The 22,071-nt window shown below is 62.0% G+C and carries 21 protein-coding genes and 2 pseudogenes; 3 read left to right on the top strand and 20 right to left on the bottom strand.

The window, feature by feature from the left end; all coding sequences use genetic code 11:
- Positions 1–36 precede the first annotated feature (36 nt).
- The 13 genes and pseudogenes from C7W88_RS01230 to C7W88_RS01170 form a co-directional block, all read right to left on the bottom strand.
- A complete protein-coding gene (locus C7W88_RS01230) occupies positions 37–735 on the bottom strand; it encodes a hypothetical protein (protein ID WP_162895850.1) in 699 nt (232 codons plus the stop codon).
- A gap of 105 nt (positions 736–840) precedes the next feature.
- Positions 841–1,242 (bottom strand): hypothetical protein, encoded by a 402-nt coding sequence (locus C7W88_RS01225; protein ID WP_118072204.1) that lies wholly within the window; start codon positions 1,240–1,242, stop codon positions 841–843.
- A complete protein-coding gene (locus tag C7W88_RS01220) occupies positions 1,239–2,120 on the bottom strand; it encodes a LysR substrate-binding domain-containing protein (RefSeq protein WP_118072203.1) in 882 nt (293 codons plus the stop codon). The genes C7W88_RS01225 and C7W88_RS01220 overlap by 4 nt, the downstream gene beginning before the upstream one ends.
- A 9-nt stretch (positions 2,121–2,129) precedes the next feature.
- Complete coding sequence (locus C7W88_RS01215; RefSeq protein ID WP_118072202.1) at positions 2,130–3,080, bottom strand: CBS domain-containing protein; 951 nt, start codon at positions 3,078–3,080, stop codon at positions 2,130–2,132.
- 20 nt (positions 3,081–3,100) lie between these two features.
- Positions 3,101–3,604 (bottom strand): rRNA maturation RNase YbeY, encoded by a 504-nt coding sequence (gene ybeY / locus C7W88_RS01210; protein WP_039332751.1) that lies wholly within the window; start codon positions 3,602–3,604, stop codon positions 3,101–3,103.
- Complete coding sequence (locus tag C7W88_RS01205) at positions 3,601–4,623, bottom strand: PhoH family protein (RefSeq protein ID WP_118072201.1); 1,023 nt, start codon at positions 4,621–4,623, stop codon at positions 3,601–3,603. The genes ybeY and C7W88_RS01205 overlap by 4 nt, the downstream gene beginning before the upstream one ends.
- A gap of 87 nt (positions 4,624–4,710) precedes the next feature.
- Positions 4,711–6,035, bottom strand: a pseudogene (gene miaB, locus C7W88_RS01200) (tRNA (N6-isopentenyl adenosine(37)-C2)-methylthiotransferase MiaB).
- A 34-nt stretch (positions 6,036–6,069) separates the two neighbouring features.
- Positions 6,070–6,843, bottom strand: a complete 774-nt coding sequence (locus C7W88_RS01195; protein ID WP_205525231.1) for a 1-acyl-sn-glycerol-3-phosphate acyltransferase — start codon at positions 6,841–6,843, stop codon at positions 6,070–6,072.
- Positions 6,827–7,249, bottom strand: coding sequence for a Fur family transcriptional regulator (locus tag C7W88_RS01190; RefSeq protein WP_039332758.1), 423 nt, complete (start codon positions 7,247–7,249; stop codon positions 6,827–6,829). The genes C7W88_RS01195 and C7W88_RS01190 overlap by 17 nt, the downstream gene beginning before the upstream one ends.
- A gap of 111 nt (positions 7,250–7,360) precedes the next feature.
- Positions 7,361–7,797: pseudogene (locus tag C7W88_RS01185) on the bottom strand (MucR family transcriptional regulator).
- A gap of 165 nt (positions 7,798–7,962) precedes the next feature.
- Positions 7,963–8,436, bottom strand: a complete 474-nt coding sequence (locus C7W88_RS01180) for a GNAT family N-acetyltransferase (RefSeq protein WP_118072200.1) — start codon at positions 8,434–8,436, stop codon at positions 7,963–7,965.
- Between the two features lie 18 nt (positions 8,437–8,454).
- Complete coding sequence (tsaB, locus tag C7W88_RS01175) at positions 8,455–9,072, bottom strand: tRNA (adenosine(37)-N6)-threonylcarbamoyltransferase complex dimerization subunit type 1 TsaB (protein WP_118072199.1); 618 nt, start codon at positions 9,070–9,072, stop codon at positions 8,455–8,457.
- A 10-nt stretch (positions 9,073–9,082) separates the two neighbouring features.
- Positions 9,083–9,661, bottom strand: a complete 579-nt coding sequence (locus C7W88_RS01170) for a NifU family protein (protein ID WP_118074498.1) — start codon at positions 9,659–9,661, stop codon at positions 9,083–9,085.
- A gap of 114 nt (positions 9,662–9,775) precedes the next feature.
- Between C7W88_RS01170 and C7W88_RS01165 the strand changes: the two genes are divergently transcribed.
- A complete protein-coding gene (locus tag C7W88_RS01165; protein WP_118072198.1) occupies positions 9,776–10,348 on the top strand; it encodes an FKBP-type peptidyl-prolyl cis-trans isomerase in 573 nt (190 codons plus the stop codon).
- Positions 10,349–10,396: 48 nt separating this feature from the next.
- A complete protein-coding gene (locus tag C7W88_RS01160) occupies positions 10,397–13,288 on the top strand; it encodes a pitrilysin family protein (protein WP_118074497.1) in 2,892 nt (963 codons plus the stop codon).
- A 20-nt stretch (positions 13,289–13,308) separates the two neighbouring features.
- Here C7W88_RS01160 and C7W88_RS01155 read toward each other — a convergent pair whose 3' ends face one another.
- From C7W88_RS01155 to C7W88_RS01145, 3 genes are read right to left on the bottom strand one after another with little or no spacing between them, the layout of a single operon-like run.
- On the bottom strand, positions 13,309–13,947 hold the full coding sequence (locus tag C7W88_RS01155; RefSeq protein ID WP_118072197.1) for a TadE/TadG family type IV pilus assembly protein: 639 nt from the start codon (positions 13,945–13,947) through the stop codon (positions 13,309–13,311).
- Positions 13,944–14,528: a TadE/TadG family type IV pilus assembly protein gene (locus C7W88_RS01150; protein ID WP_118072196.1), complete on the bottom strand. Its 585-nt coding sequence runs from the start codon at positions 14,526–14,528 to the stop codon at positions 13,944–13,946. Before C7W88_RS01150 ends, C7W88_RS01155 begins: the two co-directional genes overlap by 4 nt.
- Positions 14,525–16,468 carry a Tad domain-containing protein gene (locus C7W88_RS01145; protein WP_118072195.1) on the bottom strand — a complete coding sequence of 648 codons (1,944 nt, stop codon included), beginning with the start codon at positions 16,466–16,468 and terminating at the stop codon, positions 14,525–14,527. Before C7W88_RS01145 ends, C7W88_RS01150 begins: the two co-directional genes overlap by 4 nt.
- A gap of 211 nt (positions 16,469–16,679) precedes the next feature.
- On the opposite strand from C7W88_RS01145, the gene C7W88_RS01140 reads away from it, so the two are divergent.
- Entirely contained in the window at positions 16,680–18,053 is a 1,374-nt protein-coding gene (locus C7W88_RS01140) for a class II 3-deoxy-7-phosphoheptulonate synthase (protein ID WP_118072194.1), read from the top strand.
- A gap of 62 nt (positions 18,054–18,115) precedes the next feature.
- Here C7W88_RS01140 and C7W88_RS01135 read toward each other — a convergent pair whose 3' ends face one another.
- The 4 genes from C7W88_RS01135 to C7W88_RS01120 are packed head-to-tail and all read right to left on the bottom strand — an operon-like array spanning position 18,116 to position 21,984.
- On the bottom strand, positions 18,116–18,505 hold the full coding sequence (locus C7W88_RS01135; protein WP_118072193.1) for a reverse transcriptase-like protein: 390 nt from the start codon (positions 18,503–18,505) through the stop codon (positions 18,116–18,118).
- A gap of 13 nt (positions 18,506–18,518) precedes the next feature.
- On the bottom strand, positions 18,519–19,595 hold the full coding sequence (locus C7W88_RS01130) for a phosphotransferase family protein (RefSeq protein ID WP_205525230.1): 1,077 nt from the start codon (positions 19,593–19,595) through the stop codon (positions 18,519–18,521).
- Complete coding sequence (locus tag C7W88_RS01125) at positions 19,592–20,680, bottom strand: Zn-dependent alcohol dehydrogenase (RefSeq protein ID WP_118072192.1); 1,089 nt, start codon at positions 20,678–20,680, stop codon at positions 19,592–19,594. Before C7W88_RS01125 ends, C7W88_RS01130 begins: the two co-directional genes overlap by 4 nt.
- 11 nt (positions 20,681–20,691) lie before the next feature.
- Entirely contained in the window at positions 20,692–21,984 is a 1,293-nt protein-coding gene (locus C7W88_RS01120; protein ID WP_118072191.1) for an acyl-CoA dehydrogenase family protein, read from the bottom strand.
- Positions 21,985–22,071 lie beyond the last annotated feature (87 nt).

The raw sequence follows: 22,071 nt of genomic DNA, 5'->3' as shown, positions 1-22,071 counted from the left end.
TCTACCGTTGTCCCGCCTTGGGCGAATAAAGGTGCTTCAGCTGGCGTTGCCGGGTGAGCGCGTGAGTTCCATCAACTCGTAGCGCTCTCCAATCGAGGGCAGGACCGCCAGCAGGGGCAGGCAATCGGATGGCTCGATCCAGTAGTCCGTCAGATGCGGCACCTGATCGCTCCAGCGGATCGTGTAGCGCAAGGCATCAAATGTGCCTGCGCCCACGGTAATCTGCTCGGCTCCCATATAGGCCACGACGGGTTCGACCAGCATGACGGACAGATCCTGATCACCGAGATGCGCCATTGAATTGGCAGCGCAAAGCAGGGGTTTCTCAACGCCGCGCTCATCTGTCCCGCGCACCATCGCGGTAATGGCGTCGCCCGCCAGCGGGTGCATGCCGAGAAAGTCAATTGCGCGCCGCGCTTCGATGCGTTTCGAGACGCGGCCTTCCTCGGCAGTAATGCCTTCGCATTCCACCATGCGGTCTGTGACGGAATACCAGCACGCCCCGATCATGCTGCCATCGCGCGTGTTGCGGACGTAGCCTTCCCGGGGCCGCCAATCCTCTGTCACAGACCAGTTCGCTTCACGCAGGAGCCGCGCATCGTCCATTTCGCAGACCGCCCGCAAGGAGCGGCCCCGAGAATGGACCGAGCCCGAGAAATGCTCTCGACCCCACTCTTGCCCGGAGGCATTGAGATAGGACACTTTCCCGGCATAGTGACGATAGGGCGAAGTCATTGGCAAAGCGCTCCCCAGTTACAGCACAAGGGTAAAGCGCACCCAGGAGTCTGCATGGGCGATACGCTCATGCTCCAGCTATCGGATACCAGACCAAGCTGTTCGTCAGCGCTCCAGTAGCTGTACCTCGGACAGCTCGATAACCGGGGTCTCCCAAGGGTGAGCAGCCATGAGCGCTTCGAGTGCAGGCGCGAGGTCCGCGTCTGCATCGGCGTAGGTCGTGATGATCGCTGTCGGGGAGAGGGCGCGCTCTCCCGCACTCCCCATTGTCGGCTCGGCATCGGGTCCGGGCTGGAAGCTTTCCCATCCCGGCGATATCTCGCAAACACCCTTGTAGAGCTTGAAGTCGCCCAAGGGATTGTCGGCGCGGATCACGGCCAGCATGGCAGCTGCGGCAGGATCGTGTTCGACCGCGTCGCCATCGCCATTTAGCAACGCATCGAATGTCAGGGCCGAAACCGGGCAATGGATCTTGACCGCAACCGCGCGGCGGCGGCTGACGGTCAAAGCCCGGCCTTCAGCATCCAGTCGTGGAACAGGCGCACCGGGCGCGATTGCAGCGCACGCGGGCGGCAAACGAACCAGTAGGAATAGGGGCTGTCGACGTCGATGTCGTAAAGCCGGGCGAGGCGAGAATCATGGCTGCGATGATAGTGGTCATCATGCATGATTGCGATGCCAAGGCCCTGGGCCGCTGCCTCGAGTATCAGCTGCCCGGAGTCGAAATGATCGATCGCGGCAGGTTCCAGCTTCTCGAGGTGCAGTGCGCGCTTCCACGCCTCGAAGCTTGCCGGAAGGTCGTTGTGTACCAGAAATGTCTGTTTCGAGAGCTTGGCGATATCAGGCCGCTCGCCCAGTTCGGCCGCCAGTTCGCGCGAGGTAATCGCGTGGACGCGGTTGTGATCCAGCCGCACCGAATGGAGCGATGCGTCCGGCCCTTCGGAAAGGACGATGGCGGCATCGATGGTGTCGCCAAGCTTGGTTTCTGCCGCGTGGCCTGAATCGATATCGATGTGCAACTGCGGGTGCAGCTTGCGCAGTTCGCCCAGGCGCGGAAACAGGCGCTGGCTGCCGAACAGCGGAAGTACGCCGAGCCGCAGGCGCATGACCTTGCCGGTATCGATCAGGCGATCGACCCGGTCCGCCATCTCGTCAATCAACGGGGCGACGGCATCATAAAGCTGCTGGCCTTCCTCGGTCAGCTTGAGCGCCTGATGCTTGCGTTCGAACAGCGGCTTGCCGACGAAATCCTCCAGCGCACCGAGACGACGGGACAGAGCCGAAGGACTGAGGGCAAGTTCTGCGGCCGCCGTCTTGGCCGAGCCTGCGCGCACGACGCGAATGAACGCCTCGAGCGAACGCAGTGGGGGCAGGCGGCGGATCATCTCTTCGTCCTATTCTTCTTCGGCCAGCACTGCCTGTGGCGCATGCAGCCTGAGGCGGGTGAGGCGCCGTTCATCGCCCCCGGTTACTTCAAGCCGCCAACCACTGGCATGTTCAAGCACGCGACCGACCGGCGGCACTTCGCCGGCCAAAACCACGGCCAGACCGCCGAGCGTATCCACGTCTTCCTCCACTTCCGCAAGCCTTGGATCGACGGTGTCTGCGACGTCATCCAGTTCGGCCCGCGCATCGGCGTCCCAGGTATCGGGATCGATCCGACGGAGCAATTCTTCGGGCGCATCGTCGTGCTCGTCCTCGATCTCGCCGATGATTTCCTCGACCAGGTCTTCGATGGTGATGATGCCATCTGTGCCCGAATACTCGTCGATCACCACTGCAAGGTGCGTACGGCGGCTGCGCATGTCGGCCAATACGTCAAGTGCGCCCCGGGCTTGGGGCACGAATAGAGGCTGGCGCATCAGGCTCGTCCAGTCTTTGGGCGGTTGCTTGTTCGACAGCATCATGCCGGCGATGATGCCGAATACGTCCTTCACGTGGATCATGCCGACGATCTCGTCGAGCGATTCGCCGTAGACGGGCAGGCGACTGTGGCCGTGCTCGGCAAACGCTGCGACCATCTCCTCGAACGTGGCCGAGGCGGGCACGGCGATGATCTCGCCGCGCGGAATGGCTACGTCGTCGGCGTCGTGTTCGCTGAAGTGCAGCAGGTTGCGCAGCATCTGTCGTTCGAGCGGGACAAGATCGCCGTTGCCGTTGCTGCCGCTGTCCTGATGGACCTCGCCCTCGTGCTCGTCGATCGCTTCCTCGATCTGCGCGCGCAGTGATTGATCGTGGTCGGGCCCGCGAAAGAAGGCCCTGATCGCGCGCCACAAGGTGCGACTACTGCTACTGTCTCCGTCTCCCGACCGGCTTTCGCCGGTGGAGCCATTGCCCTCGGGCACTGTCGTATTCCCTCACTTGGTCAGTCTTCGACCGCATATGGGTCGGCAATGCCCATCAGCGCAAGCGCCTTCCGCTCCAGATTCTCCATTTCCTCGGCTTCGGCCTCGCCCAGTTCGTGGTCGTAGCCCGCAAGATGGAGCAGGCCATGCACCACCAGATGGGTAGCATGGACCTCGACCGACACGCCTTTCTCTGCCGCCTCACGCGTGCAGACGCCGTGGGCGAGGATCAAGTCACCTAGCATTCCTGGCGCGTCGGTATCGCGCGCGGCGTGAAGCACTTCCTCGCGGCTGAGCATCGGGAAGGAGAGGACATTGGTCGGCTTGTCCTTGGCCCGCCACTGCTTGTTGAGCGCGTGGACTTCCTCGTCATCGGCCATGACGAGGCTGACGAGGAGGTTCTCGTGCGCCAGTTCGCCTGCGATCTGCGCCGTCGCTTCGGCGGCGCGATTGGCGAGGTCTTCCCAATCGGTTTCCTCGCCCCAGACCGGATCGATGTCGATTTCCAGGATTGGCGCGCTCAAGCGTCCTTCCCTTCGTATGCCTCGACGATGCGTCCGACGATCGGATGGCGCACCACGTCGGCGGTATTGAAGCGCACTGTTGCGATGCCATCGACGCCTTCCAGGCGCTGCACCGCATCGTTGAGGCCGCTGGCGCCGACACCGCCGGGCAAGTCAACCTGCTTTGGGTCACCGCAAATCACCATGCGGCTGTTCTGGCCGAAGCGGGTGAGGAACATCTTCATCTGCGCAGGGGTGGTATTCTGCGCCTCGTCGAGAATGACGAAGGCATCGGCCAGTGTGCGCCCGCGCATGAAGGCGATGGGCGCGATCTCGATTTCGCCCGAGGCAATGCGGCGCTCGACCTGTTCGGGCGGCATGCAATCGTAAAGCGCATCGTAGAGCGGGCGAAGGTAGGGGTCGACCTTCTCCTTCATGTCGCCGGGCAGGAAGCCGAGGCGTTCGCCAGCTTCCACCGCCGGGCGCGACAGGATCAGGCGCTGTACCGAGCCAGAGATCAGCTGCGCCACGGCCTGCGCCACGGCGAGATAGGTCTTGCCGGTGCCCGCCGGACCCAGCGCGAAAATCACGTCATGGCTGATCAACGCCTTCATGTAGTTGATCTGGGTCGGGCTGCGCGGGATGATCGTCTTTTTGCGGGTGCGGATCATGATTGGCGGCGCACCACCCGGAGCTCCGGTGATGATGCCTTCAAGCGTCGGCTCAACGCTCATCGCGATAAGTGATTCGACCGCGCCGGAATCAAGTTCCTGCCCCGATAGCAACCGTTGGTGCATGCCCTTCAGCACGTCGCGCGCACGGGCGACGGCGTCGTCTGGTCCTTCGATCAGCACGCGGTTGCCGCGCGCCGAAATGTAAACTCCCAGCCGATTCTCGATCTGCACGAGATTGGTGTCGAACTGGCCGAACAGGGCGCCAAGCACGGTCTGCTCGTTGAACTCGACTTCGACCCGGGCACGGCGATGCTGTGATTCCGGGCGATGATGCGCCTCGTCGGCGCGGTGGGGTTTACGGGCCATGAGCTCCTTTCAGGTTTGGGCCTGAGTCAGAGCATAGGAACGGAAGTTGCACACACAAGACGCGCGCGCAGACTTTGCACAGGGCAATTAGACGAGCTGACCTGCCAGCGAGTTCGGACCTGCTTCGACAAGCTTTACCGTAACCATCTGGCCGATTTCGGATTCGCCCACAAAGTGGACCGATTGCAACCAGGGCGACTTGCCGAGCCACTGTCCGGGATGCTTGCCGCGGCGTTCGACGAGGACCTGGCAGGTCTTGCCAAGGCTGGCCTGGTTGAAAGCCAATTGATCGCGGTTGAGCGCCGCTTGCAGCCGCTGAAGGCGCTCGTCCATCACTGGTGCCGGAACATGGTCGGGCATCGTTGCGGCAGGGGTGCCAGGGCGGGGGGAATACTTGAAGCTGAACGCCTGCGCATAGCCGACAGCGTCGACCAGCCGCAGCGTTGCTTCGAATTCTGCATCCGTTTCCCCGGGAAACCGACGATAAAATCGCCCGACAGCGCGATGTCCGGGCGGGCGGCGCGGATGCGTTCGAGCACCTTGAGATAGCTCTCCGCCGTATGGCTGCGGTTCATCGCTTTCAGCACGCGGTCGCTACCTGCTTGCACCGGCAGGTGGAGGAAGGGCATCAGCTTCTCAAGCTCGCCATGCGCGGCGATCAGGCCATCAGTCATGTCGTTGGGATGGCTGGTGGTGTAACGGATGCGCTTGAGGTCCGGGTCGGCAGCAAGGGTGCGCGCCAGTCCATCAAGACCGATGCTGCGGCCCTTGTCGTCCTCGCCTTGCCACGCATTCACGTTCTGCCCGAGCAGCGTGATCTCGCGCGCGCCGCCGGCAACGAGCAGCTTTGCTTCCTCGACCAGGTCGGCAAATGGGCGGCTGATCTCCGCACCGCGCGTATACGGCACGACGCAGTATGTGCAGAACTTGTCGCAGCCTTCCTGCACCGTGAGGAAGGCGGTAGGGGCCGACTTGCGGCGCTTTGGCAGGGCTGCGAACTTGGCCTCCGCCGGCATGTCCGTTTCGGTGGCTCGCTTTCCGGAGGCTGCCTCGGCAACCATTTCCGGGAGGCGATGGTAGGACTGCGGGCCGACCACGACCTTCACGCTTGGCGCGCGCGTCATGATCTCCTCGCCTTCAGCCTGGGCGACGCAACCCGCGACGGCAATCAGCGGTGCTGAGCCATCTTCGCGGCGCAAGCGCCCGATGTCGGAGTAGACCTTTTCGGTTGCCTTCTCGCGGATGTGGCAGGTGTTGAGCACGACGAGGTCGGCATCGTCTCCTTCGCCAGCGGCAGACATGCCTTCTGCCGCCAGCAGCTCGGCCATGCGCTCGCCGTCATAGACGTTCATCTGACAGCCGAAGCTCTTGACGCGGAAGGTCTTGGGAGAAGTATTTGCGGTTGAAGACATGGGCCGCGCCGATAGTGGATTTGGCAGGGTTTGTCTAACGCGTGCGGCTCATGACCGCGAGGATGCGTTCGCGTGCTGCCGTAGCCATGACCTTGCGGTTGGCCGTCTCGTCAGGCCCGAGTGGCGCGAGGAAATGAACGGTCACCGGAATCGCCCTGCGCCGGGCAAGGATCTTGAGGAAATTGTCCAGCCCGTGCTCTTCACCGACCCACGCCATCCCGGCAACGTCAGGCCCATAGTCGAGCCACACCGGCTGTATCGCAATTCCCGGCGGCGGCGGATCAAGCGCGGACAGCAACGATGACTTGAACGGCAGCAGGCCGGCCCCGTCGCTGGTGGTGCCTTCCGGAAACACAGTGAGGGCGCCCGTATCCGTCAACGCCGCGCGCACCTGCTCGACCTGGGCATGGACCGAGCGTCGTTCATGCCGGGCGACGAAGACCGTGTCGTTCATCTCGCACAGCCATTTGAGCAGACCGACATCGGCCAGCCCGGAGTGGGCGACGAAGGCGCTGCCGCTCGCGCCCGAGATGACCGGGATGTCCAGCCAGCTGACGTGATTGGAGAGGAGAAAGGCGCCCTTGCGCGATGGCGCGCCGGTTATCGTGACCCGCGCACCGGCTATGCGGGCGATGCCGCCAAGGAACACCCGTGGCCACGGATTGTGCAGCCTCAGGATCCGCCAGACATAGTAGAGCGGTACGCATAAGAGAAGCAGAAGCAGCATGGCTGCGAGCCGCACGGCGATGCGCAGGCGTCCGACAAGCGAAATGGCCGGACGAGCGATGGCGTCAGCCGTCGCGTTCAAGCTTCACGCCGTAAAGCTCCATGCGATGATCGACGAGGCGGTAGCCAAGCTTTTCCGCAATCTGGCGCTGGAGCTGTTCAAGTTCGGGATCGACGAATTCGATGACCTTCCCGGTCTCTACATCGATCAGGTGATCGTGATGCGCTTCGGGCGTCGCTTCGTAACGGGCGCGGCCGTCACCGAAATCGTGCCGGTCGAGAATGCCGGCCTCTTCGAACAAACGCACCGTGCGGTAAACCGTCGCGATCGAAATGCGCGAGTCAATGGCCGAGGCGCGCTCATGCAGCTTTTCGACGTCGGGATGGTCGTCGCTCTCTGAAAGGACGCGCGCGATCGTCCTGCGCTGGTCGGTAATGCGCAGGCCGCGTTCGGCACAGAGAGCTTCGATGTCGATCGGCTGATGCACTGGGTACTCGTCAAGAAAGGATCGGCCCGCCGATCTATAGACCGGCGGGCCAAATCTTCAACTGCGCGCAATCGTATTGCGCACAGTCATCGCCAGGAATCTGCGCGCTGATCAGGCTGCGGTCTTGCGCCCGCGCTTGGGCGCAGGCTTGCGGCCGAGGCCGATCTTCTTGGCAAGTTCACGGCGCTTCTCGGCATAGGCCGGAGCGACCATCGGATAGTCAGCAGGAAGATTCCAGCGCGCGCGATACTGTTCAGGGTCATGTTGTAACGCGTGGCGAGGTGGCGCTTGAGCATCTTGAGCTTCTTGCCATCTTCCAGGCAAACGATGTGATCGTTCTTGACCGAAGCGCGGATCGAAACGGCAGGCTCGGGAGCAGGTTCTTCCGTGACGACTGGCGTTTCCAGACCAGAAAGCGCGGAATAAACGTTTGAAATCAGGACGGGAAGGTCGTTTACCGACACGCTGTTATTGCTCACGTGGGCGGCGACGATGTCCGAGGTGAGGGTGATCAAGGTCTCCCGCATGTCGTTCTGAATTTCAGTCATGGCAAATCCGACTTTCTATGTTTTTCCTGCGCGCCGATTTTTGGACTCGCGACTTGGTTTGGTGATCCAGATCACATTTATAGTCCTATCCTGACAGGACACAACCGATTTCACGACAGAACGCTTGTCCTGTCAATCACCTTGGGACAAATCCTAAGTATCGTATCAATTGTGAAAAGTCAGTTCCTGGCTGATCGCATCAATCCGGGCGCCAGTTGAAGTGCGATAATAACCGGGTCTTAATCCAATTTGGCGGAATCCATGAGCAGCATAAAGGACGCCTGCTGGATTATCACGGCGCATCTCTAGAAAAACCCGGCTCATCCCGCCATCTTGGGCAGACTGTATGAAGCGCTTGAGCAGGACGTGGCCCAAGCCCATCCGCCGGTACTGTGGTGCAATAGCAAAAAGAAGAAGTTCTTCCTCGTCCAGTACCGCTCGGCTCATGAAGAATCCGGCAGTTTCACCAGAGGTGAGCAAGTTTTCGCTGCCATCGGGCGCGATCAGACCGTAGCGGCAATTGCCCAAGCACAAGGCATCGCTGACTTGCCTGCGGTTCCACGCCTCGCCGAACTCGGGTGGGAATGCCTGCTCCATCACCGTCATGATTCGGTCAATGTCGTCAGGCGGCGCGATCATGAGTGGTGTGCCTTGCGGTCAGGCGGCGGACGGCAGCCGTGCGTCCGGCGCGCGACCATAGCTCGGGCGGGGGTCGGCACAAAAGGCGCGGTCGCCCAGCAAGTCAGCTTGGCGCGCATCTGGCCGGATATCGAGCGCCACAGCACCGGGACAACGCGACGCGAGCGCGATAGCCTGGCTTCCGGCGATCAATCCTGCAGTCGTGCGACTTGCCGCCACGTCGGGGGCGAGGGAGCTCAAAGGGGCCAGCGGCGATCCATCTGCCGAAAACGGCTGGAAGAACCACTCCCCATGGCCGCCGGTCATGCAGACATCCACGGGGCGTCCCGGTTGCTCGGCCAAAGCCATGGCAGCGACCAGGGAAAGGCTCTCGAAGCCCGTTACCCTCGCGCTCCAGGCAAGTCCCAGCGCACGCGCTGCGGCAAGTCCGACGCGGATGCCGGTGAAACTGCCAGGACCGATGTCGACGGCGATTTCGTCGGCGCGGCCCTTTTCGGGCAGCGCGGAGATCATCGGCACCAGCCGCTCGGCATGGCCGCGGCCAAGCAGTGCGAATTCGCCCGCGACCAGCTCGCCATCGTCGATCAGTGCGACCGAGCAGGCTTCCGTCGCGCAATCGATGACGAGCTTGCGCATGCCGGGCGGATCAGGCCGCGCGTACTTCGCTGACTTCGGGCACGTAGTGCTTAAGCAGGCTTTCGATCCCGTTCTTCAGCGTGGCCGTCGACGACGGGCAGCCGGAGCAGGCACCCTGCATCTGAAGGTAGACCACGCCTTCGCGGAAGCCCTTGTAGATGATATCGCCGCCGTCATTGGCCACGGCAGGCCGCACCCGCGTCTCGATCAGATCCTTGATCTGGTCGATGATGTCGGCGTCGGCCGGGTCATCGGCGAAGTTTTCGTCAGCTTCGGCAGGAACGGCGATGCCGGCTGCGGTGCCGCCAACGAACAGCGGGGCCTGGCTTACGAAGTGATCGAGCAGGATCGACAGGACCTGCGGCTTGAGTCCGGCCCATTCAACGCCTGGGGCGGCGGTGACCGAAACGAATTCGCGTCCGAACAGCACTCCGGTCACGTCGCCGAGATCAAACAGGGCCTGCGCCAGGGGCGATGCCTCGGCAGCTTCGGGCGAGGTGAACTCGCGCGTTCCGCTCGCCATGACCTGCTCACCGGGCAGGAACTTGAGCGTTGCGGGGTTCGGCGTGGTTTCGGTCTCGATGAACATGATTCGCATGTAGGCCGGTCCTTCCCGTGGTCAAGGGCAAGAAAAGCCGGGTTTTGCGCAGTTTCAGCGCAAGGTCTCATGGCGGAACCTTCCAAGGCCCGCTAATGCAGCGAGATGATCAAGCTCTCCCATGCGCTCGTCCGCCTCGCCCCCGCTGTTCTTGCATGCGCCTTCGGCGCTTCGGCCCTGAATGCCGCCGCGCCTGCGGCCAAGCCGGTCGCGCCATCGGCGGTCGCCATTCCCATGCCACTGAATCCGGTAGTCTCGCCTGCACAGCGCCTATGCTCTGCGAAGACTGTCAGCGGACTTGGCACGATGCTGCTCAAGCCGGCCGAAGGCGCAAAGCCAACGAAGAGCGATTTCGTGTTGGTCAATTATGTCGGCTATCTGGCGGCCAATGGCGAGGTGTTCGATCAAGGCATGCAGGCGGCATTTCCCGTCGATGGCGTCATTCCGGGCTTTTCTGAAGGCCTGCAGCTATTGTCGAAGGGCAGCCTGATGCGCCTGTGCGTGCCCTCGGCGCTTGGTTACGGTGCGGAAGGTTCAGGCCCAATCGGTGCAAATGCGGATCTCGTGTTTCAGGTGGAACTGGTCGACTTCAAGACCGCTGCGGAAGTCGAAGCTATGCGTGCGGCGCAATCGGCAGCCCAACCTGCTCAGCCGGGCACGACAACTCCCTCGCAGTAACGGGTCTATTCACTGGTCCTTCATAAGAAGGCTTCCTATAGTCGGGTGATGCGATCCCGTAACACGCGCCCCCGGCGCTTCGGCCTGTTTCTATCCCTCCTGCTGGTTTCGGCGGCCCCCGTGGTCGCCGAGGTCCCCGCCAAGGCTCCGGCCATGGCGACGAAATCCAACGTGCCATGGCTCTACAAGGGTTCGGATGTTCCGCAGGACAAGGCCTGGACCTTCGGCATTCTGCCGAACGGTATCCGTTACGCAGTCCGTCACAGTGGTGTTCCGCCCGAGCAGGTATCGATCCGCGTTTTGGTTGACGCGGGCTCGATGTACGAAACCGAGCCGCAGCGCGGTTATGCCCACCTGATCGAACATCTGACCTTCCGTGAATCGAAGTATCTCAAGGAAGGTGAGACGATTCCCACGTGGCAGCGGTTGGGCGCCACCTTCGGCAGCGATACCAACGCCGAGACCAGCCCGACGCAGACGGTTTACAAGCTGGACATTCCCAATGCTACGGCACCTAAGCTGGATGAAACATTCAAGCTGCTGTCGGGCATGATCACTGCGCCGATCTTTACCGATCGCGGCGTCAAGACCGAGGTTCCGATCGTCCTTGCCGAAATGCGCGAACGCACGAGCGCGCAGTCGCGGGTGCTGGACGCAACGCGGGGGCTGTTCTTCAAGGGCCAGCTTCTGGCCGCGCGCAGCCCGATCGGCACTGTAGAGACTCTCGAAGCAGCCGATGCGGCAGGGGTAAAGGCCTTTCATGACAAGTGGTACCGCCCCGACAATACCGTAATCGTGGTGGCGGGCGACGCTGATCCGGCAGCACTGGTCGCGCGGATCGAGCAGTGGTTCGGCGGGTGGCAAGTTGCTGGCAAGAAGCCGTTGCAGCCCGATTTCGGCAAGCCGATCGCGCCGACCGGAATTGATCCAAGGAACCCGGTTGGCGAGGCGAAGGTACTGGTCGAGCCGGACCTGCCCCGCCTTGTGAACTGGGCAATCCTGCGTCCGTGGACCAAGGTCAACGACACCATCGCCTACAACCAGGGTCTGATGATTGATCGCCTTGCGCTGGCTTTGATCAATCGCCGGCTCGAGGCACGGGCGCGCGGTGGCGGGAGCTACTTGGTGGCGTCCGTGGACGAGATGAAGCAGGAGCTTTCGCGATCGGCCGACGCCACGATCGTGACGGTCACGCCATTGAGCGAGGACTGGAAATCTGCGGTAACAGACGTGCGTGCAGTCATTGCCGATGCTTTGGCCACGCCGCCGTCCCAGGCAGAGATTGATCGCGAAGTTGCGGAATTTGAAGTCGCCTTCAAGGTCTCGGTCGAAACGCAGTCCACCATTGCCGGGTCCAAGGCGGCTGACGATATCGTCAACGCCGTCGATATTCGCGAGACGGTGGCCAACCCGGACACCGTCTACGACATTTTCAGGCGTTCCATCCCCTTGTTCAAGCCGCAAGCCGTGCTTGATCATACCCGGGCCCTGTTTAAGGGAACCGTGGTCCGCCCCATGATGATCACGCCCAAGGCAGGGGAGGCTGACGAGGCGTCCCTGCGCGCCGCATTGACTGCACCTGTCAAGGCTGCGTCGGAGAGCCGCGTGGCGGCAAATGCCCTCAAGTTTTCGGACCTTCCGCCGGTCGGAACTCCGGGTACTGTCGCCAGCGCGCGACCGATCGGGTTGCTTGGCATCGAGCAGGTAGAACTCTCCAATGGTGTCCGCGTTCTGCTGTGGCCCAACGATGCCGAGCCCGGTCGGATCATCATCAAGGCCCGGTTTGGCGGCGGCTACTCCGCGATCCAGCCCCAGGATGCGGTTTATGGCCCGATCGGCGAGGTGGCGCTGATGGACAGCGGCATTGGCGCACTCGGGCGGGATGATCTGGACCGTCTGGCAACAGGCCGCAAGCTGAGCCTCGATTTCAACATCGACGACACGGCATTCGTGCTCTCGGCCGACACGCGCCCGGCGGACCTTGCCGACCAGCTCTATCTCATGGCCGCCAAGCTGGGCATGCCGCGTTGGGACGCCAATCCGGTGTTGCGAGCCAAGGCTGCGGCAAAGCTCCAATACGAAAGCTACAATTCGGCCCCCAATGCGGTGCTCAATCGTGATCTCAACTGGCTGTTGCGCGATGGAGACCCGCGCTACGCCACGCCAAACCCGGCCGAACTGGAGAAGGTAACTCCGGAGGGCTTCCGCAAGACATGGGAGCCGCTGCTTTCGGAAGGACCGATCGAGATCGACATGTTCGGCGATTTCACGCGCGAACAGGCATTGGCCGCTCTGGAAAAGACTTTCGGCGCTTTGCCCGTCCGCACTCCAACAGCGGCGCCGACACTTGCCCCGAACATCCCGGCACACAACGCCGAGCCGCTGGTCCTGACCCATCGCGGCGATCCCTCGCAGGCTGCGGCCGTGGTAGCATGGCCAACCGGGGGCGGGCAGGCCGGGGTACGCGAAAGTCGCCAACTCGAAATCCTGGCGCAGATCTTCAACAACCGCCTGTTCGACGCGATGCGCGAAAAGGTGGGAGCGAGCTATGCGCCGCAAGTCGGTTCAAGCTGGCCGCTCGATCTGCCGTCGGGCGGGTACCTCTCGGCGATGGTCCAATTGCGGCCGGGAGATTTCGACACTTTCTTTGCTGCCGTTGACAAGATCGCGGCTGAACTTGCTGCCACGCCGCCCTCAGCAGACGAGATCAGCCGGGTGACCGAACCGCTCAAGCAATTGATTACGCGTGCCAGTACCGGCAACGGCTTCTACATGTTCCAGCTGGAAGGGGCGGCCTACGATCCGCGCAAGATCGCTGCAATCCGCACGATCCTCAACGATTACAGCCAGACAACGCCCGAACGAATGCAAGCTCTGGCGCAGAAATACCTGCGAGCGGACAAGAGCTGGCGCCTGGAGGTCGTCCCGGAAAAGCGCTGAGCAAAAGTCTCCGGACGGCCTCAGCAATCGATCTTGTTGTTCGTACCGCTGAGGCCAGGGCCGACATTTCGGTCGTCGCGAACGATGATGGCTGCCTGTTCGTGTATCGTGATCGGCTGGACGAACATGGTCCCGAACAGCCCGTTGTATTCGTACCAGACTTCGGCAACCATCACGGCGCTATTACTTGATGACGTGACCTTTCTGCCGCCGAGCGAAATGCCCGAAGCTATTGCAGACAAGGCACTTCCCGTCGCGTCGGGCTTTCCATGGGCAGAGGCCTGCTTGCGCTGACCCATGCACTTTTGCCAGTGGATGTATTGTTTGCCAGTCACCGGATGGACTTCAACGCTTGACAGGATCACCCGGCCGTTTTCGGCGAGACCGATGTCAGAGCCTTCCTCCAGCGCGCCTGTAAGGACCGACTGCACATCGTTGCTGGTAACGGTCGGGGTCACGCCGCTGTTGTCGGTCTGGCCGAGACGCGAAGCATTGTCAGCAAGTGCCAGAGCAACCTGGCTTGCCTCCATCGAGGCGGCGTTGAGCCACGCAATTTCGGCCCCGTACATCCCCAATATCATGAACAATGGCACTACCAGGGCAAATTCGACGGTCGATACCCCGTCCTGCCTGTCGAGCAGCCTGCGCAGCAGCGTCATGGGCAGCTCCCGGCCGTGGCGCCATAGCCCGTCTGGTTGCCGAACGGCTGGTTCTTCGTCACTGCAGTCGCCGAAAGGGTTCGTTCCGACCACAGTTTCGGCATGAAGGGAACCTGGAACACGGGTTTGAATGTTGCTGTCACCTTGTAGACGACGACGTCATTGGCCGAACCGGCGCTTTCCTTCTGCCCGACATCCTGGTCCCACTGACCATTGCGGTTTTCGTCGGTAAATGTCTCGCCGGCGTCGCACACGCCATTGGCATTATTGTCGTTCCATTTTTCAGCCCGGCCGACGTCGGCAAAGTCGTAGTAGCTGGTCCGGCTCGTCTTGATGTTTACACCAGGAAGGACTGGGCGGATCGCATCGAGTACCGACGCGTCGGCTTCGCTGGTATTGCGGGTTTCCAACGAGGAATCGCGTGCGGCACGGTGGACGGCGCCGGTGAGGACCGACTTGCCATAGACCATCTGCCCGATGTCCATGATGCCGATGAGCAGCAACAGGAAAAGGGGAACGACAATCGCGAATTCGACGATTGTTGCGCCATCTTCATTTTTGCAGAGCTGCGCGAATGTCATTGCACTACCCGCAGTTCGCCGACCTGCTTGGCGATTGACTGGAAAGCCGCGTCCAACTGGTTTGCGTTGGCTGCCGTGAAGGCACTCGAACTTGAAGCACATGTCTGGAGTTCGGTCGTCATGGCTTGCGCGAACGCGATGACCCAAATGCGGATCCCTTTCGCCTTCACGGCTTCGCACAGGGCGAGGAACCGTGAGTTATGGCGCGCAGCGTCTTCGTTTACACCATCATCGGTCACACGGCGATCATGGTACTCAATGCCCCATGCCGATTGGATGGAGTAGCTGGGCGCCATTTCGCCATCGGTCATGAAGATCAGATGGCGAGAAACCTCGCCGCCGTTCGTGGGCGCTTGGCGAACAGTGCTCGACCATAAGCCGTCTGGCGATGCCAGCCGCGCTCCCCAGACCATCCCGATGTCGTGATAGGTCGCGCCTTCGGGAACGAGCGAATCCGCGAACGCATCGAACGCTGTCTTGTTCATCGTCGCCAGCAAGCGCGCGCCAGTCGGACAGAATGATGCCGCCTGCTGTCCCTGCGATGACGGTACCGTACTGTTCATGTAAACAGTGCCGTTGTAGGTGACCGTCCGTATGTAGGCGACATTCGGCCACATCGGCGCCCATTTGCTGGATGCGGAGCTATCAGGGGCGGAATCGATTTCGAGGTCCAAGGCGCCGGACGGGTTGAAGCCCCCCAGCGATGACCATGTGAAGCTCGGCTCGGATACGGTTGCGCGCTCCTCGATGCACCCTTTCCAAGTTGACGAAACAGACGCGCCGTTCTCGCCGGTTGGTGTGGAGACCGCTTCGAAATTCTTGAACCGGCTCGTGTCATAATTCCACGGGCGATATTCCCAATGATCAAAGACTTGCGAGCTTGTATAGATGGGGTCGGCCGTTGTGGTCGTCGTTGTCACGGAGTTGCGTGAGCCCGTGCGTGACTGGATCCTGAAATTCAGAATTTGCCAGGCGCATTGATAGAACGTCGCCGTCTGTGGCTGGGTCACGACGGTCGTCACGACCTGTTGGCCGGATGAGTTCGTGGTCGTCGTCGAGGTGGAGGTGGCACTGCCCGAATTGGTCCAGGCGGTATCAGCCGGCTTGGCGCTGTTGCACGACGTTGACAGCAGATAGACGTTGGAGCCGTAGTTTGCCCATAATGAGTAGGTTGGCAGGGTCGTCGTGGTTGTCGGACTCCCGCTGACCGGCGTGCCGTAGCCGCTCAATGTCTGCACGGTTCGGTAGATCGCCTTGCGAGACTGGATCGTCCAGTTGTCGACGAGATATGACGGGTCCAGGTCGAGTAGCAGCCTTCCGACATTGACTGAAGAACTGTACGGCACAAATCCATAGCGCACGCGAGCGTTTGTGCCTGACAGGGCGTTCTCGACCGTGGCGTAGAAGTTCTTCATTGCAGCGCGCAGCGCTTCGATCCGCGTCTGCGTGCTGCCTGCCAGAAGCGAACTCATGGACCCGGTGGTATCTAGGACCATCATGATGTCGCTGTTGCCCACGCCCATCGAGGCCGTGCAACTGACGCTCAGATCGAAACCCTGAAAGCCGAAGATCTGCATCATCAGGGGCGGAAGCGTAGTTGTCGCCACGGCGTCGATGGTGCCGCCTTTGTCCGCTGACGTTGGTTCGAAGCTCGTGTCCCGCGAACCCTGGTGGGTCTCGTCGAAGTTCGCGAAGAAGTAATTGTCCGCCTGCGCCTTTGCTGTGGCATCGAAACCGTTGGTGGTGACGGCGCGGCGACCGGCCAGCACTCCTGCGTCGCAAGCCGCCTGCAGCCTGGTCTGGGTGCGCCAGGCGCGGCTTATGTCGATGGCGCCGCCGATCAGTGCTGCCACGGCAAAGATTGCCATGGCCGAGAGAGGCAGGATGTTCCCTCCGCGGCTTCGGGCCAGTAGAATCAGAAGGCGGCGAAGGGCAAGCATGGGAAAACGAACGACCTTTGGTGGGATCTGCACGGTTAACCGCCCGTCCACCAAGACATCCTGATGAGGTGACTAAGGTAAATTCCCTATACGCCTGCCCCTGGCGATGGCCTTGCGCGTGATCGCGATGATCGATTGCTGTGAGAGTAAGCCTTCCTTTGCTTTTCTTGCGCAGGGGGCGTATGGGCGCGCCTCTTGAAAGGAATGGAAAGTGGCACAGAACTGGACTGCGGATTCGTGGCGCGGGTTTGAAGGTCGGCATCTGCCGGTCTATCCCGATGCCGAAAAGCTGAACGAGGTCGAGAAGACCCTGACGAGCTTTCCGCCGCTGGTCTTTGCTGGCGAAGCGCGCGCACTGAAGGCCGACCTCGCGCAAGTGGCCGCGGGCAAGGGTTTCCTGCTGCAGGGCGGCGACTGTGCCGAGAGCTTTGCCGAGTTCCATCCGAACAACATTCGCGACACCTTCCGCGTGCTGCTGCAGATGGCGGTCGTGCTGACTTTCGCCAGCAAGCAGCCGGTGGTGAAGGTCGGTCGCATGGCCGGACAGTTCGCCAAGCCGCGCTCCTCTCCGGTCGAGAAAATCGGTGAAGTGGAACTGCCGAGCTACCTTGGCGACAACATCAACGGCATCGACTTCACGCCGGAATCGCGCATTCCGGATCCCGAGCGCATGCTGCGGGCCTACAGCCAGGCGGCGGCGACGCTCAACCTGCTGCGCGCCTTTGCAGGCGGCGGTTACGCCAACCTGCGCCAGGTCCACCAATGGACGTTGGACCACATCGGCAAGAGCCCGTGGGGCACCAAGTTCCGCGAGATGGCCGACAAGATCGGCGAAGCGCTGGACTTCATGGAAGCCTGCGGTGTCGATCCGCGCACCGTGCCCCAGCTTCAGGGCACCAGCTTCTACACCAGCCACGAAGCGCTGCTGCTGGCTTACGAAGAGGCTATGACCCGGCAGGATTCGCTGACTGGCGAATGGTATGACACTAGCGCCCACATGCTGTGGATCGGCGATCGCACGCGTTTCGAAGGTTCGGCTCACGTCGAGTACCTGCGCGGCGTCAACAATCCGATCGGCATGAAGTGCGGTCCTTCGCTCAGCGCCGATGCGCTCCTGCGCATGCTCGATACGCTCAATCCCTCGCGCGAAGCTGGCCGCATGACGCTGATCAGCCGCTTCGGCCACGACAAGGTCGAGGCAGGGCTCGCTCCGCTGGTGCGCGCCGTGAAGCGCGAAGGCCATCCGGTGGTGTGGTCGTGTGATCCGATGCATGGCAACGTCATCAAGGCCGACAACGGCTACAAGACCCGCCCGTTCGACCGCATCCTGACCGAGGTGAAGGGCTTCTTTGCCGTCCACCGCGCCGAAGGCACCCATGCGGGCGGCATCCACATCGAGATGACCGGGCAGGACGTGACCGAGTGCACCGGTGGTGCCGTGGCGATCACGCAGGAAGGCCTTGCCGATCGCTATCACACCCACTGCGATCCGCGTCTGAATGCAGCACAGTCGATCGAACTGGCATTCCTGCTGGCCGAGGCACTGAATGCCGAGCGGGAAGGGGCAAAGGCCGAAGCAGCCTGACGTGCTTGCCAAGCTAGAAGATCACGGCCCCGGAGGTACTGCCTCCGGGGCTTTTTCTTTGCCTAGCGCGGGTGCCTGGCATTCAAGGCGATGCCTGCAAGGTTTTGCTCACGCTTGATCCATCGAACGCGGGCGGGGGGATTCGCTTCAGCCAATTGCCGGAAGCGCTCCAGATGCTTCCGGTCAGCAGGCGACGCCGCTTTCGCGCGGCCATTGGCCTGTTCGATCACTGAACGGCTGTCTCCCAACAGATCAAACTCAGTGTCGCCGCTGGCCTGCGCCACTTCAAGCGCATGGATAAGCGCCAGCCATTCGGCATCGCCATTCGTCCCGCTGCCCAAGTCAGTCCGCACATGGGCCGTTCCGCGCAACACCGCAGCCACCTCGATCGAGCCTGGATTAGGCCGGCATCCGCCATCGAAATAGACCTTGAGACGCTTCTGATCTGCCATGGACGGGCCGGTATCAGGCCCCGGCCTTCACCGCAAAGCTCAAGGCCAGTTCTGCCAGCGGGCGAACTCTTTCCGACATCGCCTTGGCGTGAGCGCTTGAGGCCGTACCGTCGATCACCCGCTTCTTGATTCCCTGGATGATGCCGGCCAGCCTGAAGAAGTTGTAGGCAACATACCAGTCGAGCCCGGGCAAACCGTCACGCCCGGTCTTTTCGCAATACCGTGCCACCACTTCATCAAGTTCGGGTATGCCCAGCGCTTTGCGATCGAGGTCCTGCACGCCGGATCGCCCGCCGTTGTCCTGCACCCAGGCCGTGCAGAAATAGGTGAAGTCGGCGAGCGGATCACCCAGCGTGGAAAGCTCCCAATCGAGCACCGCGACGACCTTGGCTTGTGTGGGATGGAATATCATGTTGTCGATGCGGTAATCACCATGGACAACGCTGGTTCGCGTCTGCTCGGGGAGGGTAGCGGGCAGCCATTCGATCAGCCGCTCCATCTCGGGCATCGTCTCGGTTTCCGAGAGGCGATACTGCTTGGTCCAGCGATCGACTTGCCGACCGAAGTAATTGCCCGGCTTGCCGAAGTCGGAAAGGCCGGCCTTCTCGATATCTACCGAATGCAGTGCGGCAAGCGTATCGACCATGGCGTCGTAAGTCGCGCGCCGGAACTCGGGCGTGGCGCCTGGCATTGCGCCGTCCCAGATCGTCCGTCCGTCAACGCAGCCCATGACATAGAACCACGACCCGATGACGCTGTCGTCAGTGCATAGCCCGTACTGGCGAGCGACCGGGAAGCCGGTTCCTGAAAGTCCCGCCTGAACCTTGTATTCGCGGTCCACCGCGTGGGCGGAAGGCAGCAGCTTGCCGAAGGGCTTGCGCCGAAGGACGTAGGGTCCAGAAGGACTGTCGATCTTATAGGTCGGGTTCGATTGCCCGCCCTTGAATTTCGAGACCGTAAGCGGGCCTTGAAAGCCCGCCACGCTTTCCTCGAACCAGCGGGTCAGGCTCGCCTCGTCCAGCTTGTCGGCGCCCTCGGGCACAACCGTCCCCGTAAACGCTGCCTGCGCGTCCATCACCGCCCCGCTCATTGGTCGAACACGATGACCGAGCGGGCGGAATGACCCTGTTTCATCTTCTCGAACCCGTCGTTGATGCCTTCCAGTGGAATGCGTTCGGCAATGATGGTGTCGAGATCGAGAAGCCCGCGCATATAGAAGTCGACCAGGCGCGGCAGGTCTACCGGGAAGTGATTGCCGCCCATGATGGCGCCCTGCAGCTTCTTGTCCGACAGCAGGTCCATCGCCGAAAGGCCGACCTTGTGGTTCAGCGGCATCATGCCGAGGATCGTCGCCGTCCCGCCGCGCCGCAACGCGGCAACCGCGAGGTCGCCAGAGGCCGGGCGCCCAACCGCTTCAATCGCATGGTGAACGCCGCCCTTGGTCATCTCGACGATTTCCTTGGCCGCGTCGGGTCCGGCATCCAGCGCGTCCGTCGCGCCAAGCTTTTTCGCCAGCTCGCGCTTCTCCGGCATCGGATCGACCGCAATGATACGTCCGGCACCGGCGATCTTGGCCGCGTTGATGGTGGCCAGACCCACACCACCACAGCCGACCACGCAAATCGTCTCGCCCGGCGTGAGCTTTGCGGCATTGAACACCGCGCCAGCCCCAGTCGTCACCGCGCAACCGATTACCGCCGCCCGATCGAGCGGCATCTCCGGGTTGATCGCAACGCAGGCGTGTTCGTGCACCAGCATCTGCTCGGCAAATGCCGAGAGGTTCAGCATCTGGTTCACAGTGCTGCCATCGTCGGTCCGGGTGAGGCGCGGGGGCGCGCCAGCCCCGCGCCGGGTGTCGGCCCCAAGGCACAGCGACATTCGCCCGGTCACGCAGAACTCGCAATGGCCGCAGAAGGCCGAGAGGCAGGTGACCACTGCGTCACCCACCTTCACGGTCCGCACTTCCGAACCGACCGCCTCGACGATGCCCGCCGCCTCATGTCCCGGTACGGCCGGGAGCGGATGCGGATAGGCGCCCTCGATGAAGTGCAGGTCCGAATGACACAGCCCGCAGGCCGCCGTGCGGATCAGCACTTCATGCGGACCCGGCTTGGAAACAGTCAGATCCTGGATTTCGAGCGGCTTGCCCGGTTCGACGAGTACGGCGGCTTTCATCTTCTCTCTCCTTACCGAGCCACGCCCAGATCGCCCGAGCTGAAGCCACGGTCGCCAGTTGGCAATTCCGAATGGCGGGCAAACTCGATACGGGCGATGGCGCGGGCATGAACTTCGTCGGGTCCGTCGGCCAGTCGCAAGGTGCGCTGGTGGGCATAGGCTTCCGCAAGACCGAAGTCTTCCGAGACGCCGCCGCCACCATGGGCCTGGATCGCATCGTCAATGATCCGCAATGCCATGTTCGGCGCCTGGACCTTGATCATCGCAATTTCCAGCGCCGCCGACTTGTTGCCGACCTTGTCCATCATGTCCGCCGCCTTGAGGCAGAGCAGGCGGGTCATCTCGATGTCGATGCGGGCCTGCGCGATGCGCCATTCCCAGATCGATTGATCAGCCACGCGCTTGCCGAATGCCACGCGCGATTGCAGGCGCTTGGCCATCTTGGCAATCGCCTCCTCGGCCACGCCGATGGTGCGCATGCAGTGATGGATGCGGCCCGGCCCGAGGCGCCCTTGCGCAATTTCGAAGCCTCGTCCTTCGCCAAGGAGAATGTTGGACGCCGGCACACGCACGTCCTTCATCACCACTTCCATGTGGCCATGCGGCGCGTCGTCATAGCCGAAGACGGGCAGGTGACGAACGATCTCAACGCCGGGCGCATCGAGCGGCATCAAAATCATTGACTGCTGCTGGTGACGCTTGGCCTCGAAGTCGGTCTTCCCCATGACGATGGCGATCTTGCACCGCGGATCGCCCACGCCCGACGACCACCACTTGCGGCCATTGATCACATATTCGTCGCCCTCGCGGCGGATCGAGGTTTCGATATTGGTCGCATCCGACGAGGCCACTGCCGGCTCGGTCATCAGGAAGGCGGAGCGAATCTCGCCGTTCATCAGTGGGCGCAGCCACCGCTCCTTCTGCTCCAGCGTGCCGTAGCGATGGAACACTTCCATATTCCCGGTATCGGGTGCCGAGCAGTTGAACACTTCGCTGGCCCAGCCGATGCGGCCCATTTCTTCGGCGCAGAGCGCATATTCAAGGTTGGTCAAGCCCGGGCCTTCGAACTCGAAGCTTTCCTCGACGTGATGGTGACCGCCATTGCGCGGCGGCATGAACAGATTCCAGATTCCGGCAGCCTTGGCCTTGGCCTTCTCCTGCTCGACCGTCTGCAGCACCTTCCAGCGGTCACCCGTCGCCTGTTCGGCCTTGTAGTCTTTATAGCGCGGGCGGACGTTGTCCTCGATGAACTGGCGGACGCGGTCACGCCAGTACTTCTGGCGGTCGGTCGGTTCGAAATCCATGAGCCTCTCCTTGGTTGCCCGGCACTGTCCATCGGGCCATGTGCGAATTCAAGCGAAAATTAAGTGACCGATTAAGTCATGTCGTTG

This window comes from Novosphingobium sp. THN1 (assembly GCF_003454795.1).
Taxonomy (GTDB): Bacteria; Pseudomonadota; Alphaproteobacteria; order Sphingomonadales; family Sphingomonadaceae; genus Novosphingobium.
The sequence above is the reverse complement of the archived record's forward strand: the minus strand, read 5'-3'. Positions and strand labels throughout refer to the sequence as shown.